Genomic DNA, 16,750 nt, shown 5'->3' with positions numbered 1-16,750 from the left:
TCGGTATACGAACCGCATCGGGCCCGGTGGCCGGGAGGGCCTTCTTGCGTACGCGGCTGCAGTGTGCGTCGCCGTGCCCGGCCGTACTACACGGGCGGCCACGGGATCGCGGGCCACTCCCCCGAGGGCTCCGGGTGCCGGCCCGTGGTGAGCAGATCGGTGACACGCGCGCGCGTGGCGTCCAGTTCGACCGGTGTGATGAGCTCGGCAAGCCGCAGCCCCAGCGCCCCGTCGAGGGCCTCCTTGAGCCCTGTGAGGACATCGACGGCCTCAGGGGTGAGCTTCTCCCCCGCCCAGCCCCACAGCAGCGTGCGCAGCTTGTTCTCGGTGTTGAAGGTCACTCCGTGGTCGATGCCGTACAGCCGTCCCTCACCGGTGGGCAGCAGATGCCCGCCCTTGCGATCGGCGTTGTTGATCACTGCGTCGAGTACGGCGAGCCTGCGCAGCCGCTCGTCGTCGGCGTGCACGAGCAGCGCCGTACGCCCCTGGCCGACCTCGGCGAACCCGATGGCCTTCCAGCCCTCGCCGGGTTCCTCACCGTCGACCAGCGCGAGCAGTTCGGCACCGGGCACCGGCTCGATCCGCTGCTGGCACATGCCCTCGCCGTACGGGCCGTCGCGCAGCACGGTGGCGGGCACGAGCCCCCAGCCGGTCGCCTCGGACACCTCGTAGGCGGCGACCTCCCGCTGGGCGAGGGTGCCGTCGGGGAAATCCCACAGCGGGCGCTCGCCGGCGACCGGCTTGTAGACGCAGGGCTCGGTGCGGTCCTCGTACGTCACATCGCACAGGAGGACCGCGTTGGAGGCCTCACGCACCTGGCCGCGCACCGTCAGCTCGCCCTCGGCGAGCAGCTCGGCCGTGCTCACGCCTCGCGGCGGTATCCGTTCTGGCGCGGACATACGTGTCCTTCCGGATCGAGCGGGAGGCTGCACAGCGGGCAGGGCGGCCGTCCCGCGTTGACGACGTCGAGGGCGCGCTTGGCGAAGGCCCTGGCCTGTGCGCCGGTGAGGCGGACCCGGAGCATCGGCGGGCCGTTCTCCTCGTCCTGAAGGAGCCGCTCCTCGGCGGCGGCGAGGTCCTCCTCGGAGTCGGCGTCCAGCTCGACGAGCGCCTGCGCCTCGACGATCATGCGCTGCTCGTCACCGTCCCAGGCCAGCGCCATGGTGCCGACCCGGAACTCCTCCTCCACGGGAGTCTCAAGAGGTTCGGTGTCCGAGACCTCCGTCGGGGCCACCGCCGGGACGGCCGCACTGCCTCCCGTACGTCGTACGACCTCGTCGAGAAGCTCGTCCATCCGCTCGGCGAGCGCCGCCACCTGCGTCTTCTCCAGAGCCACGCTGGTCACCCGGGGCCCGGCGATGGCCTGCAGGAAGAAGGTACGGCGCCCGGGCAGCCCGACCGTACCGGCCACGAAACGGTCCGGTGGGTCGTAGAGGAACACCTGACGGGACACGTCCTGTCTCCATTGGATCGAGTGCTTCTGTCATCGACTGCGTGTGCTGCCGGCAACTGCTGCGCTGCTTCGACCGCTTCACCCTACTGCGGCTGACGATCACGGTGCGCCCGCACTGCCACCCACCGTGGCGTCACCGCCCGGAGGCTCCTCGCGCGGCGCGAGGGAGGCGAAATCACCGGTGTCCCCGAGGCGTACGAGAAACGGCCGCAGTCGTGTGTAGCTGATCGCGGTGATGGAACAGGGTTCTACGGAGATCCGCTGGAAGAGGTCCAGATGAAGCCCCAGTGCGTCCGCGACGAGGGACTTGATGATGTCGCCGTGGGAGCACATGAGGTACACGGCGTCGGCGCCGTGATCGCGCTCCACGCGCGCGTTCCACTCGCGTACGGCTTCGGCGGCCCGGGTCTGCATCGCCCGCATCGACTCGCCGCCGGGGAACGCCGCGGCGGACGGATGCGTCTGTACGACCTGCATCAGCGGCTCGTCCATCAGCTCGGCGAGCTTGCGGCCCGACCAGTCGCCGTAGTGGCACTCCCCGATGCGCTCGTCGGTGTGCACGGACAGTTCGGGCCGGGCCTCGAGGAGCGGTCGCAGGGTCTCCTGGCAGCGCTGCAGGGGACTGGTGACGACCTCGGATATCGGCAGCCCGGCGAGCCGTCCGGGCAGCGCGGCGGCCTGTTCGGCGCCGCGCTCGTCGAGGGCGACGCCGGGCGTCCAGCCGGCGAGCAGACCCGCGGTGTTGGCGGTGGAACGTCCGTGCCGGACAAGGATCAACGTGGGCATGCGCCCCAGCGTAAGCCGCCGCCGGGATGTGCCACGGGTTCGGGGATGTACGGGAGTTCCGCGGGGTCGCTTGTCGGGCTCCACGCACGCGTGCCCGTGCTCGTCTTGTTTACGAGCGGCACGCGCGCGTGGAGGACGCCGTTACGCGAACTCGGGTGCCGTCGAAGCGGGTCCGCCCAGGGCGTCGCGGCGTTCCGGCATCTTCAGGGACACCAGGCGACGCCAGCCGCCGAGCCGCTCGTACAAGTAGACGGCGCGGATGCCCAGGGCGAGGACACCGGACTTGGCCTTCGACCAGCCGAGGATGCGCCCCATGTTGGCCATCACGGCGAGGCTGACGTCCCGGTAGATGCGGATCTCGGCGAGCGCGCACTCGCGCAGGGTGCGCTGGATCATGCGGCCGTGGCCCGCCGCCGCGAAGCGCAGCAGTTCTTCGTGGCAGTACGCGAGGTGGTTGTCCTCGTCGTTGGAGATCATCTTGACGGCCCGGCCGAGGTCGGGATGGTCGGCGAAGTGCTTGCGGAGGAGCTCCATCTCCTCGGAGGCGCGCTGTTCGGTGACCCTGCTGTGCGCGAGGTAGGTGACGATGTCTTCGACGGTGAGCGCCTGGTCGCCCTTGAGCTTCTCGTGGGCGAGGCCGATGCCGTGGTTCTCCAGGAGCATGGTGTAGTCGGTGGCGGGCGGGACCTCGACGGGTTCGAGGCCGCGCTTCTTCATGAGGGCGTTGAAGATGCGCCCGTGCTTGTCCTCGTCGGCGCCATGGCGGGTGATCTTGGGTGCGAGCGCGCGCTCGCTCTCCGGTACGAGAGCCGCGATGCGCGCGTTCTCCCAGCCCCCCTGTGACTCCCCGCTCGCGGCGATGGAACAGAAGAGCTGGAACGACTCGTCGTTGTCGACGATCTCCTGGAACAGACTCTTGGCCGAAAGCATCAATGCCCCTTCTCTGCAGAACTCCCAGAACTCCGCAAAGAACGAGTCAAATGGGCTGTCAGGGGTGCGGCAACACCTGTGTCGGACAAATCCGCCGAACGATGGACGCCTGAGGCCTCTGCGACGCGTAACCACAGAGGCCGTCGGCGCGTTGTTCCCCGTGACGGCCGTGGCGGGGAAGACCCCCGAGCCCCCACCACGGCCGCGAAAACTCCCCTGACCGATCCGGAGTCACAGTCCGGCGATGTCACACTCCGGCCGGTGTCACAGCCCGGCGCGTTCGAGAGCTTCCGTGCCGGCGCGCAGCGAGGCGAGGCGCTCGTCGAGGGTGAAGCCCGCGGGAGCGAGGGTCAAGGTGGTGACCCCGGCTTCGGCGTAGGACTTCATCCGGTCCGCGATCCGGTCGACCGAGCCCAGCAGGGTCGTCTTGTCGATCAGGTCGTGCGGTACGGCGGACGCGGCGCCCTGCTTGTCGCCGGACAGGTACTTGTCCTGGATCTCGGCGGCTTCCTTCTCGTAACCCATGCGCTGGGCAAGCTGGTTGTAGAAGTTCTGTTTGCGGCTGCCCATGCCGCCGACGTACAGCGCGGTGTACGGGCGGAAGGTGTCGGCGAGCGTCGTGACGTCCTTGTCGTCGCCGAGGGCGATCGGCAGCGTCGGGCAGACGTCGAAGCCGTCCATCGTCAGGCCCGCCTTCTCGCGGCCCGCGCGCAGGTGCCGCAGCGCGGTCTCCTCCAGGTGTTCGGCGGAGGGGAAGATCAACAGGGCGCCGTCGGCGATCTCGCCGGTCTGCTCCAGGTTCTTGGGGCCGATCGCCGCGATGTAGAGCGGGATGTGCTCGCGCTGCGGGTGCACGGTCAGCTTGATGGGCTTGCCCGGGCCGTCCGGCAGCGGCAGCGTCCAGTGCTCGCCCGCGTACGACAGACGCTCGCGGGTCATCGCCTTGCGGATGATCTCGACGTACTCGCGGGTGCGGGCCAGCGGCTTGTCGAACTTGACTCCGTACCAGCCCTCGGAGACCTGCGGTCCGGAGACGCCGAGGCCGAGGCGGAAGCGGCCCCCGGAGAGCGAGTCGAGCGTCGCGGCGGTCATCGCGGTCATCGCGGGCTGACGGGCCGGGATCTGGAAGATGGCCGAGCCGACGTCGATGCGCTCGGTCTTGGCGGCGACCCAGGTGAGCACGGTGGCCGCGTCCGAGCCGTACGCCTCGGCGGCCCAGCAGACCGCGTAGCCGAGGCGGTCTGCCTCCTGGGCTACGGCGAGATTGTCCGCGTCCATTCCGGCGCCCCAGTAGCCGAGGTTGATCCCGAGCTGCATGGCCGATCCCCTTACTGATCAGTAACGTCCCTTGGTCGGCACCCTAGCGCGCCCTCGGGGTCGGCGGCAGGGAGCACCGGTGGAGGCGGGTCGGGGAACGGGTCCGCAGACGGGTCGGGGGACGGCTTCGCGCTCGGATGATCCTGGTTGTCCACAGGGTCCCCACGCACTGACTTCGGGCCAGTAATCTCAGCCGACATGGAGCAGAGGCATCTCGGCCGTACCGGCCTGCGTGTGTCCCGGATCGGGCTCGGCACCCTCACCTGGGGCCGGGACACCGACGAGCATGACGCCGCGGACCTGCTGAAGGCGTTCTGGGAGGCGGGCGGCACTCTCGTCGACACGGCGGATGTGTACGGCGACGGGGAGGCCGAGTATCTGCTCGGGCAGCTCATGGAGGGGCTGGTGCCGCGCCGGGATCTGGTGATCTCGACGAAGGCGGGGAGCGTGCCGGACCCGGACCGGCGCTTCGACGGTTCGCGCGGGCATCTGCTCTCCGCGCTCGACGCCTCTCTGGCGCGGCTCGGCACGGACTATGTGGACCTCTGGCAGGTCCACGCCTTCGACTCCGGGACGCCGCTGGAGGAGACCCTCCAGGCGCTCGACCTCGCGGTCAGCAGCGGGCGGGCCCGCTATGCCGGGGTGTCCAATTTCTGTGGCTGGCAGCTCGCCAAGGCGGCGACCTGGCAGCTCGCGGCGCCAGGGATACGGACCCGGCTGTCCAGTACGCAGATGGAGTACTCCCTGCTGCAACGCGGCGTCGAACGCGAGGTGCTGCCCGCCGCCCTGGACCTGGGCATCGGGCTGCTCCCGTCCTCACCGCTGGGCAGGGGCGTACTGACGGGCAAGTACCGGTCCGGGACGCCCGCGGAGTCCCGGGGCGCTTCGGAGCATCTGGCCCCGTTCGTCGCGCCGTATCTGGACGAGGCGGCGAGCAGCATCGTGGACGCGGTGACGACCGCCGCGGACGGGCTCGCGGTGACACCGCTCCAGGTGGCCCTCGCATGGGTCCGCGACCGGCCCGGCGTCGCCGCTCCCATCATCGGCGCGCGTAACGCACTGCAGCTCACGGCCGCGTTGTCAGTGGAGGCCCTTAGTCTTCCTGACGAGATCTGCCGAGCGCTCGACGACGTGTCAGCGCCGGTACACCGCTACCCCGACCACAACTGGAGCACGCTGTGACCACGGATCCCGCTGCCACGCAGCCCGCTGCCGCGCAGGCCGCTGCCGCGCAGGAAGCCGAGCCGGGGGCGCTGGGCGTCGGCCCGGGGGTCGAGTCGGGCGCTCGGGCCGGGCGGTCCGGGGTGGAGAAGGGTGCGTCGGGCGAGGGGGCGATGGTCGGTGCTGTCGCTCCGGCTGGGGCCGGGGGCGGCCACGGGGACGTCGAGGGTAGTGCTGCGCCGGAAAGCCCGGCCGGGGAAGGGGAAGCTGCGGCCGGGCGCGGGGGCCCCGAGGGCCGCGTTGCCGCCGAAAGCGCCGCCGGGGAGGGCGAAGCGGCGGCTGAGGGCGGGGACATCAAGGACCGCGCTGGCGCCGGAAGCGCGAGCGACGACGGGGACGCCGCGGGCGACCGAGGCGAGGCTGAGGGCAGCGCTGCCGCCGCCAAAGCGGGTCGTGAGGGTGGCGGCGCGGCCGATCGTGGAGATGCTGATGGCCGCGCCGCGGCCGAGCGCAGCGACGTCGACAGCCGTGCTGGCGCCGCAAGCGCGGGCGGTCAGGGCGACGCCGCGGGCGACCGAGGCGACGCTGAGGGCAGCGCTGCCGCCGCCAAAGCGGGTCGTGAGGGTGGCGGCGCGGCCGATCGTGGAGATGCTGATGGCCGCGCCGCGGCCGAGCGCAGCGACGTCGACAGCCGTGCTGGCGCCGCAAGCGCGGGCGGTCAGGGCGACGCCGCGGGCGACCGAGGCGACGCTGAGGGCAGCGCTGCCGCCGCCAAAGCGGGCGGCGAGGTCGACGTAGCCGCGGCCGACCGTGGCGACGTTGAAGACCGCGCCGCAGCCGAAAGCGCGGCCGCTGAAGGCGGCGCCGCAGCCGATCGGGGGGATGCTGAAGGTAGCGCTGCCGGCGGAAGCGCGGTCGGCGAGGATGGCGCGGCTGTCGGCAGCCAGGCCGCTGAAAGCGGCGCGGCGGCCGACAGTCAGGGCGTCGCGGCCCGCAGTGAGGGCTCCGAGGAGGGGGCCACGGGTGCTGAGGGGGAAGCCGCCGCGGCCAGTGAACTGTCCGAAGCCGAGGCCGAGTTGGCCGCGCAGCGGGAGTTGCGGGAGCGGATCGAGCGGCGGAAGGCCGAGAAGAAGGCCGTCGAGAGCGGCAAGAAGCTGAGCGGGACAGCGGCCGATCTGCTTGCGGCTGTGCGGGCGGTGGAGAGTGGGGAGAAGCCTGGAGGCAGTGTTTTCAGTGAGGCGGAGTCGGCGCCGCGTAGGGGCGCGCCCGAGCCGGTGCGGCGGTCGGCTCCCGTGACCTCGGCCGCCTCCGCACCGGTGCCGGTCGAGGTCGTCGATGCCGTGCGGGCCGTACTGCTCGAGGGTGGCGCGCCCGAAGCGCTCGCGCCACAGGTTGCCGCGGCCCTCGGGGAGGGAGCGGACGGTCAACTGCGCGAGGATCCCTGGCAGTTGTTGCGTGTGGCGGGGGTTCGGCCGGAGCAAGCGGACGGGTTCGCGCGGGCGCTGCTCGGGGCGGAGTGCGGGCCCGGTGACGAGCGACGGGGCCGGGCGGTGACCGTATGGCTCCTGGAACAGGCGGCCCTCGTCGGGCACACCGCCCTGGAAGCCCCAGCGCTCAGCAGGGCGCTGGCGCAGCGGGCCGTGCCGGATCCGGACGCCGCGGTGCAGAGCGCCATCGCGGAGGGGGACGCGCTGGTGTTCCAGGACGCAGTGGACGAGCCTGGCGCCCCTGTGGCGCCCAGCGCGCCCACGGAGTCCGGTGGCGAGGCCGAGGAGGGTGAGCAGGAGCGGCCGGTACGCGTCCTCGTCGGCCTGGAGCGGTACGCCCTCGCCGAGGAGAGCCTCGCAGACGGGCTCGCACGCGTGGTCAACTCGCTGCCCAAGGAGGACGGTTCGGCCGACGACTGGGAGGCGGCCGCGACCGGTTCCGCCGCCGAACTGATCCGCGCCGTCGCGGGCCACGGCCTCGTGCTCCACACCGGCGGCGAGGCGTCTCGCGCGGAACCCGCGGCCCTGGTCGCCGCGGCCCGGGCGATGGGGCTGCGGGTGTGCGCGGCCACGCACAGCGTGGACGGACGGCAGCGGTTCGCGACCCTGCTCGCGCGAGCCGAGCAGTGGGAGCCGTCAGCCAAACCCCAGGAAACCGTGGCCACCGTCGCGGGCCTGCTGTCCGGGACCGAGGGACCGGGCCGGGACGCGGACGGGCTGCTAATGACCGACCTGCTGGTCGTCCTCGACGCGCCCCAACTGGACGTGGAGAGCGCGGCGATGCTGGCCGAGTCGCTGCCCGATGGGGCGCGCCTTGTGCTGAGCGGTGACCCCGGTGTCCTGTGGTCGGTGGGGCCCGGGCGGGTCTTCGCCGATCTACTCGCGGCCCGGGTGTGCCCGCAGGTCGCCTCGCGAACACCGGACCCCGGTCCGATCGGTGAGCTGGTCTCGGGCATCGGCGTGGGCGAGTTGAACCAGGTGGAGGCCCCCGGCAAGGAGGTCGTGATCGTCCCGGTGCGCGATGCCGGCGAGGCGGTGCACCGCACCGTGCAGCTGGTCGCGGACTCCGTGCCGCGGGCGTTCGGGATCCCGGCGGAGCAGACGCAGGTGATCACGCCGGGTCATGGTGGCGCAGCGGGCACCCGGGTGCTGAACGCCGCGCTGAAGGAGCGGCTCAACCCGGGCCCGGGCCGCTTCGGCGGCTTCGACCCCGGCGACCGGATCGCCTACACGCCCGCACCGGGCCGTACGGCGCTCGGTCACGTGGTGAAGGCCGACGCCGAGGGGCTGCACCTGGAGTGCGCCGGCACCCCCGTGGTCGTACCGAAGGAGCGGGTCGAGCAGTCCGTACGCCACGGCTGGGCGCTCACCGCGCACCAGGCGGTCGGTCGCCGCTGGCCCGCCGCGGTCGTGGTCCTACCAGGCGACGCCGCCCAGACCCTGACCAGACCCTGGATCTACACGGCCTTCGGCCGCGCCGAACGCCACCTCTCCGTGGTCCACGGCGTCGAACAGGCCCTCCCCCGCGCGGTGGCGGAAACCCCGGCCAAGCCCCGCACAACCCGCCTGCCCACCCTGCTCAAAGCCCAGGTCCCGACGGCAGGCTGACCCCGCAGGGGTGGTGGCCGCGGCGCTCACAGTGGGCCTGACCCGCGCACGCGCGCATCACCGTTCGCGGTGAGCTGGGTGGCGTCGGCGGTCTCCGCATGAGCCGCGCACACGCGCATCACCGTCTGCTGTCCGCTCGGCGGCGTCGGCGGTCTCCGCATGAGCCGCGCACACGCGCGCGTCACCGAAGCGGTGATGTCCTGCGCCCGGGCGAGCGCGACCGCTTCACCGTCCGCAGTGCGCTCAGCGGCATCGGCAGTCTCCGCATGACCCGCGCACGCGTGCTCCACCGAAGCGGTGATGTCGTGCGCCTGGGCGAGCGCAAGCCGCTTCACCCGGGGTTGTTGCCCTTGCCGAGGTCGACCCCGACCGCCCATGCCGCCGACACCGCACGCGATACCGGCCGGGACCCACCGCCCCGGGCCGACCGGGCGGGGAGCTGGGCCCGGCCGGGCGCCCACGGTCCGCACGGCCGTCGGAACTCCTTCCCTAGCAGCCGAGCCGCGCCAGGGCTCCCCTCCCAACCCGCACCTCGCCCACCAAACACGGATGGCGGCCACAGGCCAAAGCCCGTGACCGCCACCCCTACAAACCCTCGGCGAACCCTCTCAGCGATCCGCGTCCAGCGGCTCCAGGTCGTCGTCGTCCAACCCTCCGCGGAGAGCCGGGCCGCGGCCGTTCGCGCTGCTGTCGTCGAGGTCGTCGGGGTCGTCAGGGCCGTCGTCGAGGTCCTCGTCGAAGACCGCGCTGACGTCGAAGCGGCAGACGATCCGCTGGGGATCGGCCCCCTCGAAGGGGGCGTCCAGCCATTCGCCGGGCTCGGCCGGTTCGTCCGCGGCGGTGACCCACAGCGTGGAGTCGCCCTCCTCCAGACCGAACTCCTTGTGCCGCGAAGCGATCTCGTCCGGCTCGAACTCTCCGAACAGCACACCCAGCGCACCGTGCACGGTGCCGGCCGCCGCGTCGAAGCCCGCGGCCGCCGCCCCCGACTCCTCCACGGCCTCCACCCGCTGGGCCTGCGCCAGCAGCCGCTGCGGCTCCACGACGGCGTAGTCACGGCGGATCAGCACGCTCAGCGCGTTCGGCTCCTCGGGCCCGGTGTACGGCGGCAGTGCGTCTTCCGTACCGGGGATCTCGAAGGGCGTGACCTCGTCATAGCGCTCGTAGAGGAGCTCGTCGTACTCCTCGGCGGCCGAAGCCAGCTCGTTGAACGCCTCGTAGACGGCCGGGTCGTCCTCCCCCGACCGGCGCTCGACCGCCGCAAGGTGACGGTCGAGCGCAGCCTTGACCGCCTCGGCGGCGGCGCGTACCTCGGCAGCGGTGGGCTGCGCAGCATCAGACATAGTGCAGACGCTATCCGTACCGGGCCTCTGCCCGCACAATAGATGCGATGCCGGAATACGAATTTGTCGACGTCTACGTGCCGCGCGGGGTCTCCCGCAAGGAAACGACGCGTCTGCTGACCGACCATGCGGAGTACGGACACTGGGAGTTGGACCGCCTCAGCCTGCACCCCGACGGCAGCCGCAGGGTGCGGTTGCGCCGGCGGATCATCCGCCAGGTGCGTGCCACGTGGTGACAAGAAGTGGCTGAAACGGAGCGGGCCCCGCGGTCGCGGGGCCCGCTCCGTTTCAGCAGGTGGCCGGTGCCTTCCGGGCTTTGTTACCCGGGTTTTCCAGGCCTGGTTACGCTGCGGCCCGTGCCTTGCGGTAGAGCACGGCGCCCATCAGCAGCGCGCCCGCGCCCACCGGCAGCGCGAGGCCGATCGGCAGCTCGCTGCCGGTCGCCGCGAGCTGCGCGGAGCCCTTGGGCTGCGCGACGGCCTGGGTGTCCGGGCTGTTCGGCTTCTCGGCGCCCACCTGCTCCGTGTCCGCGGACGGCGGCTGCTGCGGAGTGCCCGGCTGCTCCGGGTTGCCGGGAGGCGTCTGCTCTCCGTGGCCAGGAGGCGACGTCTCGTGACCGCCACCGGAGTTGGCGCAGTCGTTGCCCGCAGAATCGTTGCCGATACCGGCGACGTTGACACCGTTGCCGCAGACGTTGACGGGCACGTCCACCGGGGCCTGGACATGGTTGCCGGAGCCGATGCCGGAGGAGTCGCTGGTGTGTCCGCCGGCCTGCGAGCCGCCGCCGGAGGAGTTGTTGCCGGAGTTGCCGGAATTGCCGCCCTCGTTGGCGCAGCTGTTGCCGACCGCCGGGTTGAGCAGCCCGACGATGTTCACGGTGTTGCCGCAGACGTTCGCCTGCACATCGATCGGGGCCTCGACGGAGTTCCCCGAGAGCACACCCGAGGAGTCGGAGGCGGAGCCGTCCGAGTCGGCGTGTGCGTAGCCGCCGGTGACGGCCAGGACGCCGGTGGCTGCCGCCACGGTCATCAGGCCCTTGCGGGTGACCTGTCGCATAGCTTTTCCCTGCCTTGTTGCTTCAGGAATGCGCACGCGCCCAGTGCACGTACGCGGAATGCGGAAAGTCGGCGGCCCCGGAGCGCGTGACGCGCACTCCGGGGCCGCGGACTCAGACCCTTATGGGGTTGAGGCCCCTATGGGGTGAAGCGAAACGTCACGCGTTGATGCAGGTGTTGCCGAACGCCGGGTTCAGCAGTCCGACCACAGAGATCGTGTTGCCGCACACGTTCGACTGCACGTTGACCGGCGCCTGAACGACGTTCCCCGAAAGCACGCCGGGCGAGTGCACGGCGGCACCCTGGGCGCCCGAGTCGGCAGCCGCAACTCCCGCACCAGCGAGAACGAGGCCACCGGTGGCAGCCGCAGCGGCGACGACCTTCTTGATCATTATTCCTCCTAGTTGGCAATGCGACCCTGGTCACGGGTCGCACCACCTGTAACGAGGAGGGAGTAATAGGGCTACGAGCCTATGAGCGCATTCACCCTTCTCAGTCAACTCCGCACGCGCTGGCGATTATTGGAGTGTCGTTTCAGCGTTGTAATTACGGACGTACCGAAGAACACGCCTAGTTGGAGACGCCTCGTTCAGGGCCCCTTGGTGAATCGGTCAGGACGCCTCGATGAATCGGTCGAGTACCCGCACGCCGAACTTCAGGGCATCGACCGGCACCCGCTCGTCGACACCGTGGAACATGCCCGCGAAGTCCAGCTCCGGCGGCAGCTTCAGCGGGGCGAAGCCGAAGCAGCGGATGCCGAGGTCGTCGAAGGACTTGGCGTCGGTACCCGCCGAGAGCATGTACGGCACGGCGCGCGCGATCGGGTCCTCGGCGGACAGCGCGGTCTGCATGGCGTCGACGATGGCCCCGTCGAAAGTGGTCTCCAGCGCCTTGTCGGCGTGTACGTCCTCGCGCTTCACGTTCGGGCCGAGGATCCGGTCCAGGTCGGCGAGGAACTCCTCCTCGTAGCCCGGCAGATAGCGGGCGTCGACGTGTGCGGTGGCCTGGCCCGGAATCACGTTCACCTTGTAACCGGCGCCCAGCTGGGTCGGGTTGGCGGTGTTCTGCAGCGAGGCGCCGATGAGCTTGGCGATGCCGCCGAGCTTGGCGAGCGTCTCGTCCATGTTCTCCGGGTCGAGCTCGGTGCCGAGGGCGTCGCCCAGCTCGTCGAGGAAGTGCCGGAGCGTCTTCGTCACGCGCACCGGGAACTTGTGCCGGCCGAGCCGCCCGACGGCTTCGGAGAGTTCGGTGATGGCGTTGTCCCGGTGGATCATCGAACCGTGTCCGGCGGTGCCGTCCACGGTCAGCTTCATCCAGTGCATGCCCTTCTGGGCGGTCTCGACGAGATACAGCCGCAGCTTCTCGTTGACGGTGAAGGAGAACCCGCCGACCTCGCCGATCCCCTCGGTCACCCCCTCGAAGAGGTCCGGGTGCTTGGTGACGAGGTGCTTCGCGCCGAACTTGCCGCCGGCCTCCTCGTCGGCCAAGAAGGCCAGCACGAGGTCACGGGGCGGCTTGCGTCCGCTGCGCATCCGTTCGCGTACGACCGCGAGGGTCATCGCGTCCATGTCCTTCATGTCGACGGCGCCCCGGCCCCACACACAGCCGTCCGCGATCTCGCCGGAGAACGGATGGTGGGTCCAGTCCGAGGCGTTGGCGGGTACGACGTCGGTGTGGCCGTGGATGAGCAGTCCGGGCCGCGACCGGTCCTCGCCCTCGATCCGTACGACCGTGGAGGCGCGGCCCTTGTGCGACTCGAAGATCTGCGGTTCGAGCCCCACCTCGGCGAGCTTCTCGGCGACGTACTCGGCGGCCCTGCGCTCACCCGGGCCCGAGTGGTCGCCGTAATTGCTGGTGTCGATCTGGATCAGCTCGCGGCAGAGGTCGACGACCTCGTCCTCACCGGTGATGCTCCTGGCCGTATCCGACTCACTCACGCTGCTGCCTCCCGGGGTCACTGCTGCCTCTCCCCTTCATCCTCCCTCTCCGTCCCGCCCGCCCCAAGGCCGGATCCGGGCTGTCACACGGGGTTCACACACCGTGGGCCTGTGATCGGGAGCCTTCGGAAGCCTGGTAATGTTTCTTCTGTCGCCGCGGGGCCATCCCCGCACGACCTACACCTTGTCCGGGTGGCGGAATGGCAGACGCGCTAGCTTGAGGTGCTAGTGCCCTTTATCGGGCGTGGGGGTTCAAGTCCCCCCTCGGACACTCGCCAGAGCGATACGCAAACGAGGACCTCAACCTTATGGTCGCGGTCCTCGTTTGCGTGTGCTGGCCCTGCGTGGCGGCGAGACGTCAGCGGGCGGCTGCGGCCCCGTCGGTCACACGGAGTCGACGTCGGTGGTGGCGATCTTTGCGTAGACCTCCGGGCGCTTGCGGCGGATCCGCGTGGCGAGGATCGCGCCGATCGCGAAGACGACCGGAGTGAGCGCGACGAGCGTCCAGTTGACGGAGGCCGGGGCGCCGGTGAAGAGACTGAGGCGGGTGCAGACCAGTCCGGTGATCACGGCCAGGAGGAGTGCGGCGGTCGCGGGCGCGGCGACCGTGCGCAGGCGTCCTGCCCCACCGGCGCCGGGGTTGCGGCGGAAGAAGGCGACCACGGCGCAGGCGGCGAGCGTCTGCAGCGCGAGGATGCCGACCACTCCGGGGGTGTTCACCCACAGCAGGAACTCGTTGTACGGGTGCACACCGATCGCGGCGAAGACGCCGGTGACGACGACCGCCAGTACGGTCTGCGCGATGCCGGAGACCCAGGGCGAGCCGTGCTTGGGGTGGATGCGGCCCAGGGGGGCGGGCGCGGCGCCCTCGACGGAAAGTGCGTACCCGTAGCGGGTGATGGCGTTGTGGAAGGCGAGCAGGGCGGCCAGGAGGCTGCTGACGATCAGGACGCGCTGGAGGTCGGTGGCCCAGTCGCCCACGTAGCGGGTCATGGCGGTGAAGAACATCTCGGCCGGGTTCTGTGCCGCGGTCCCGACGGCTTTGTCGTCGCCGAAGGCCTGGACGATGACCCAGACGATGAGCGTGTAGAAGAGGCCGAGGAAGCCGACGGCCAGGTAGGTGGCGCGGGGCACGGTGCGGTCGGGGTCGCGGGCCTCCTCGCGGTAGAGGACGGTGGACTCGAAGCCGACGAAGGCGGCGATGGCGAGGCCGAGCGGTGCGCTCATCTCCGAGGTGAAGACGTTGGAGGGGGCGAAGGAGGCCAGGCTCAGCCCGTCCGCACCGCCCTGCACGAGGATCGCGCCGGCCAGCAGCACCAGGATGGCGGTCTCCGCGATCAGCAGGGTGGCGAGGACCTTGGCGCCCACGCGGATCGACCGGAAGCCGAGGAACCAGACCGCGGCGATCCCGGCGAAGGCGTAGACCGGCCAGGGCAGGTCGATGCCCAGGAGGTCGTTCGCGGTGCCGGCGGCGAAGAAGCCGAAGGCGCCGTAGGTGCCGATCTGCAGGGCGTTGTAGGAGAACACCGCCAGCAGCGCGGCGCCCAGTCCGGCGGGGCGGCCCAGGCCCCGGGCGATGTACGAGTAGAAGGCGCCCGCGTTGCGGATGTGGGGCGTCATGGCGGTGAAACCGATCGCGAACAGGCACAGAACGACGCCGACCGCCAGGTAGGCGACCGGGGCGCCGATGCCGCCGAAGAGGATGGCGAGCGGGGCGATGCCGGCCATCACGGTGAGCGGGGCGGCGGCCGCCATGACGAAGAAGACGATGTCGGTGACGCCGAGCGTGGCCCGCTGCAGGTGGCCGGTCGGCTCCGGCCCGGGGGTTGTCGGAGGCTGTTGGGGAGCGGTGGAGGTGTGGGGCTCGGTCATGGAGGTCTCCGCGTGATGCGTGAGGGTCGACGGGTGGGTTACTGACCTGGTGCGCGGCCCCAGCCGTGACGGCGCCTTTCGGCTACCGTCCTGCGGCTGGAACCGGCGTGGGGACGTGGGAGCCGTACGTGCGCCGGCCGGCGAGCCAGGTGCCCAGGACGGGCAGGTCCGCCAGCTCGCGTGGCGCGGTCTCGACCGGGTCGGCGGCGAGATGCACCAGGTCGGCCCACATACCGGGGCGCAGGACGCCCCACTTGTTCTCCTCGAACGCCTGGTAGGCGCATCCGGCGGAGTAGGCGGCCAGGGCGGTCGCGGTGTCGATCCGCTCCTGGGGAAGCCAGCCGCCGTCGGGGATTCCCTCGGGCGTCTGGCGGGTCACGGCGGTGGCGATGCCCCGCAGTGGTTCGTGATCGGTGACCGGCCAGTCGCTGCCGAAGGCGATGCGGGCGCCGGAGGCGAGCAGGGCGGCGATCTGGTATTGCCGCGAGCCGCGTTCCGGGCCGATCTTCGGCAGGATGAGCTCGGTCATCAGCCGGTCGGGCTGGGCCCACAGCGGCTGGAGATTGGCGATCACCCCGAGTTCGGCGAAGCGGGGCAGGTCGGCGGGGTCGATCATCTGGGCGTGGGCGATGACCGGGCGGCGGTCGCGGGGGCCGTTGGTGCGGGTCGCGGCCTCGATCGCGTCCAGAGCGACCCGGACGGCGCCGTCGCCGAGCGCGTGGATGTGCGGCTGGAAGCCGAGGGCGTCGACCGCGGTGACGGCTTTCGCCAGTTCCGCCGGGGTCCAGTTGGCGATGCCATGGGAGTGCGGGCAGTCGCTGTACGGCTCGAGGAGAGCCGCCGTGCCGGATTCGATGACCCCGTCCGCGAAGAACTTCACGGTGTGCGCGGTGAGCAGCCCGGGGGCTGCACCCTCCACACGTTCACGCTCGGCAGCGATCCGGAGGATGTTCTCGCGCCAGTGCTCGGGCCCCAGGAAGTAGCCGAGGTCGGCACGGACGGGAAGCCCCGGGCCACTGGTCGCCGCGGTGAGCCAGACGTCGGCGTGGTGGGGTTCGACCCAGGCGTCCTGCATCCAGGTCACTCCGGAGGCGGCGAACCGGGCGGCGGTCTCGCGCAGGGCCTCCACCTGCACTTCGTGGGACGGCTGGGGTACGAGGTCGAGTACGGGCAGCATGGCGGGGAACTCCCGCAGGGTGCCCAGGGGTTCGGTGGAGCCTTCCCGGCGCACGATCTCCCCGCCGTCCGGGTCGGGCGTGGCGGCGTTGAACCCGGCCCGGCGCAGCGCCTCGGTGTTCACCCACGCCGTGTGGTGGTCCATCGTGCGCAGCACCACGGGCCGGTCGGGGACTGCCGCGTCCAGCAGGCGGGCGTCGAACCTGCCGCCGGGGGCGAGCCAGGCGTCGAAGCCGTCGCCGGTGATCCACTCGGCCTCGGGATGCGCGCCTGCCCAGTGCCGTACGGCCTCGACGATCGCCTCCATGGAGGTGCACTCGCGGACGGGTACTCCGAGCAGGCCCAGACCACCCATCACCGGGTGCACGTGTCCGTCGCCGAACGCGGGCAGCAGCGCGCCTCCCCGTAGATCGACCACTTCGGTGTCCCTGCCCCGGGCGGCGAGCGCCTCCGGCCCGAGCGCGATGATCCTGCCGCCCGTGACGGCGAGTGCGTCGACCACCGGGCTTTCGGCGTCCCCGGTCCTGACGGTCCCTTCGGTGAACACGATGTCGGCCTGCATGGTGGCGACGCCCTCCCGTCGTACGGCGAAAACCGAAACTGATTCGGTTTCGGTAATGTAGGG

At 71.2% G+C, this 16,750-nt stretch carries 15 protein-coding genes and 1 tRNA gene; 4 read left to right on the top strand and 12 right to left on the bottom strand.

Going from position 1 to position 16,750, the window contains the following annotated elements; all coding sequences use genetic code 11:
* Positions 1–86: 86 nt before the first annotated feature.
* The 5 genes from OHT21_RS37795 to OHT21_RS37775 all read right to left on the bottom strand — a co-directional run bounded on the left by OHT21_RS37795 (position 87) and on the right by OHT21_RS37775 (position 4,486).
* On the bottom strand, positions 87–899 hold the full coding sequence (locus OHT21_RS37795) for an SCO1664 family protein (protein ID WP_328772764.1): 813 nt from the start codon (positions 897–899) through the stop codon (positions 87–89).
* Entirely contained in the window at positions 863–1,453 is a 591-nt protein-coding gene (locus OHT21_RS37790) for a DUF3090 domain-containing protein (RefSeq protein WP_328772763.1), read from the bottom strand. Before OHT21_RS37790 ends, OHT21_RS37795 begins: the two co-directional genes overlap by 37 nt.
* 99 nt (positions 1,454–1,552) lie before the next feature.
* On the bottom strand, positions 1,553–2,239 hold the full coding sequence (locus OHT21_RS37785; protein WP_328772762.1) for a histidine phosphatase family protein: 687 nt from the start codon (positions 2,237–2,239) through the stop codon (positions 1,553–1,555).
* Between the two features lie 141 nt (positions 2,240–2,380).
* The gene (locus tag OHT21_RS37780; protein WP_328772761.1) at positions 2,381–3,169 is read right to left on the bottom strand and encodes a ferritin-like domain-containing protein; all 789 of its coding nucleotides are present in this window, start codon (positions 3,167–3,169) and stop codon (positions 2,381–2,383) included.
* Positions 3,170–3,433: 264 nt separating this feature from the next.
* Entirely contained in the window at positions 3,434–4,486 is a 1,053-nt protein-coding gene (locus tag OHT21_RS37775; protein ID WP_328772760.1) for an LLM class F420-dependent oxidoreductase, read from the bottom strand.
* A gap of 198 nt (positions 4,487–4,684) precedes the next feature.
* Here OHT21_RS37775 and OHT21_RS37770 point away from each other — a divergent pair, with 198 nt between their 5' ends.
* Complete coding sequence (locus OHT21_RS37770) at positions 4,685–5,668, top strand: aldo/keto reductase (protein WP_328772759.1); 984 nt, start codon at positions 4,685–4,687, stop codon at positions 5,666–5,668.
* 152 nt (positions 5,669–5,820) lie between these two features.
* Positions 5,821–8,742, top strand: coding sequence for a helix-hairpin-helix domain-containing protein (locus OHT21_RS37765; protein ID WP_443050691.1), 2,922 nt, complete (start codon positions 5,821–5,823; stop codon positions 8,740–8,742).
* Positions 8,743–8,768: 26 nt separating this feature from the next.
* On the opposite strand, the gene OHT21_RS37760 is transcribed toward OHT21_RS37765, so the two are convergent.
* Positions 8,769–9,077, bottom strand: a complete 309-nt coding sequence (locus tag OHT21_RS37760) for a hypothetical protein (protein ID WP_328772758.1) — start codon at positions 9,075–9,077, stop codon at positions 8,769–8,771.
* A gap of 273 nt (positions 9,078–9,350) precedes the next feature.
* Complete coding sequence (locus OHT21_RS37755; protein WP_328772757.1) at positions 9,351–10,085, bottom strand: hypothetical protein; 735 nt, start codon at positions 10,083–10,085, stop codon at positions 9,351–9,353.
* Between the two features lie 47 nt (positions 10,086–10,132).
* Here OHT21_RS37755 and OHT21_RS37750 point away from each other — a divergent pair, with 47 nt between their 5' ends.
* Positions 10,133–10,321, top strand: coding sequence for a DUF5703 family protein (locus OHT21_RS37750; protein WP_033323315.1), 189 nt, complete (start codon positions 10,133–10,135; stop codon positions 10,319–10,321).
* A gap of 106 nt (positions 10,322–10,427) precedes the next feature.
* On the opposite strand, the gene OHT21_RS37745 is transcribed toward OHT21_RS37750, so the two are convergent.
* The 3 genes from OHT21_RS37745 to OHT21_RS37735 form a co-directional block, all read right to left on the bottom strand.
* Positions 10,428–11,141, bottom strand: coding sequence for a chaplin (locus OHT21_RS37745; RefSeq protein ID WP_328772756.1), 714 nt, complete (start codon positions 11,139–11,141; stop codon positions 10,428–10,430).
* 157 nt (positions 11,142–11,298) lie between these two features.
* A complete protein-coding gene (gene chpH, locus OHT21_RS37740; RefSeq protein ID WP_328772755.1) occupies positions 11,299–11,532 on the bottom strand; it encodes a chaplin ChpH in 234 nt (77 codons plus the stop codon).
* Positions 11,533–11,751: 219 nt separating this feature from the next.
* Complete coding sequence (locus tag OHT21_RS37735; RefSeq protein WP_328772754.1) at positions 11,752–13,077, bottom strand: M20/M25/M40 family metallo-hydrolase; 1,326 nt, start codon at positions 13,075–13,077, stop codon at positions 11,752–11,754.
* A gap of 186 nt (positions 13,078–13,263) precedes the next feature.
* On the opposite strand from OHT21_RS37735, the gene OHT21_RS37730 reads away from it, so the two are divergent.
* A tRNA-Leu gene (locus OHT21_RS37730) sits at positions 13,264–13,348 on the top strand.
* A 113-nt stretch (positions 13,349–13,461) separates the two neighbouring features.
* Here OHT21_RS37730 and OHT21_RS37725 read toward each other — a convergent pair.
* On the bottom strand, positions 13,462–14,949 hold the full coding sequence (locus OHT21_RS37725) for an APC family permease (protein WP_328772753.1): 1,488 nt from the start codon (positions 14,947–14,949) through the stop codon (positions 13,462–13,464).
* A gap of 82 nt (positions 14,950–15,031) precedes the next feature.
* On the bottom strand, positions 15,032–16,687 hold the full coding sequence (locus OHT21_RS37720) for an amidohydrolase (protein ID WP_328772752.1): 1,656 nt from the start codon (positions 16,685–16,687) through the stop codon (positions 15,032–15,034).
* Positions 16,688–16,750: the final 63 nt, after the last annotated feature.

Origin of the sequence: Streptomyces sp. NBC_00286, assembly GCF_036173125.1 — a bacterium.
Lineage (GTDB): Bacteria > Actinomycetota > Actinomycetes > Streptomycetales > Streptomycetaceae > Streptomyces.
This window is presented reverse-complemented; position numbering and strand designations above follow the sequence as displayed.

What these genes read in the sequence shown, in the direction of transcription:
- OHT21_RS37795 (WP_328772764.1), bottom strand. Translation starts at nt 899, where the DNA reads ATGTCCGCGCCAGAACGGATACCGCCGCGAGGCGTGAGCACGGCCGAG.
- OHT21_RS37785 (WP_328772762.1), bottom strand. Translation starts at nt 2,239, where the DNA reads ATGCCCACGTTGATCCTTGTCCGGCACGGACGTTCCACCGCCAACACC.
- OHT21_RS37780 (WP_328772761.1), bottom strand. Translation starts at nt 3,169, where the DNA reads ATGCTTTCGGCCAAGAGTCTGTTCCAGGAGATCGTCGACAACGACGAG.
- OHT21_RS37775 (WP_328772760.1), bottom strand. Translation starts at nt 4,486, where the DNA reads ATGCAGCTCGGGATCAACCTCGGCTACTGGGGCGCCGGAATGGACGCG.
- OHT21_RS37770 (WP_328772759.1), top strand. Translation starts at nt 4,685, where the DNA reads ATGGAGCAGAGGCATCTCGGCCGTACCGGCCTGCGTGTGTCCCGGATC.
- OHT21_RS37765 (WP_443050691.1), top strand. Translation starts at nt 5,821, where the DNA reads ATGGTCGGTGCTGTCGCTCCGGCTGGGGCCGGGGGCGGCCACGGGGAC.
- OHT21_RS37755 (WP_328772757.1), bottom strand. Translation starts at nt 10,085, where the DNA reads ATGTCTGATGCTGCGCAGCCCACCGCTGCCGAGGTACGCGCCGCCGCC.
- OHT21_RS37750 (WP_033323315.1), top strand. Translation starts at nt 10,133, where the DNA reads ATGCCGGAATACGAATTTGTCGACGTCTACGTGCCGCGCGGGGTCTCC.
- OHT21_RS37745 (WP_328772756.1), bottom strand. Translation starts at nt 11,141, where the DNA reads ATGCGACAGGTCACCCGCAAGGGCCTGATGACCGTGGCGGCAGCCACC.
- chpH (WP_328772755.1), bottom strand. Translation starts at nt 11,532, where the DNA reads ATGATCAAGAAGGTCGTCGCCGCTGCGGCTGCCACCGGTGGCCTCGTT.
- OHT21_RS37725 (WP_328772753.1), bottom strand. Translation starts at nt 14,949, where the DNA reads ATGACCGAGCCCCACACCTCCACCGCTCCCCAACAGCCTCCGACAACC.
- OHT21_RS37720 (WP_328772752.1), bottom strand. Translation starts at nt 16,687, where the DNA reads ATGCAGGCCGACATCGTGTTCACCGAAGGGACCGTCAGGACCGGGGAC.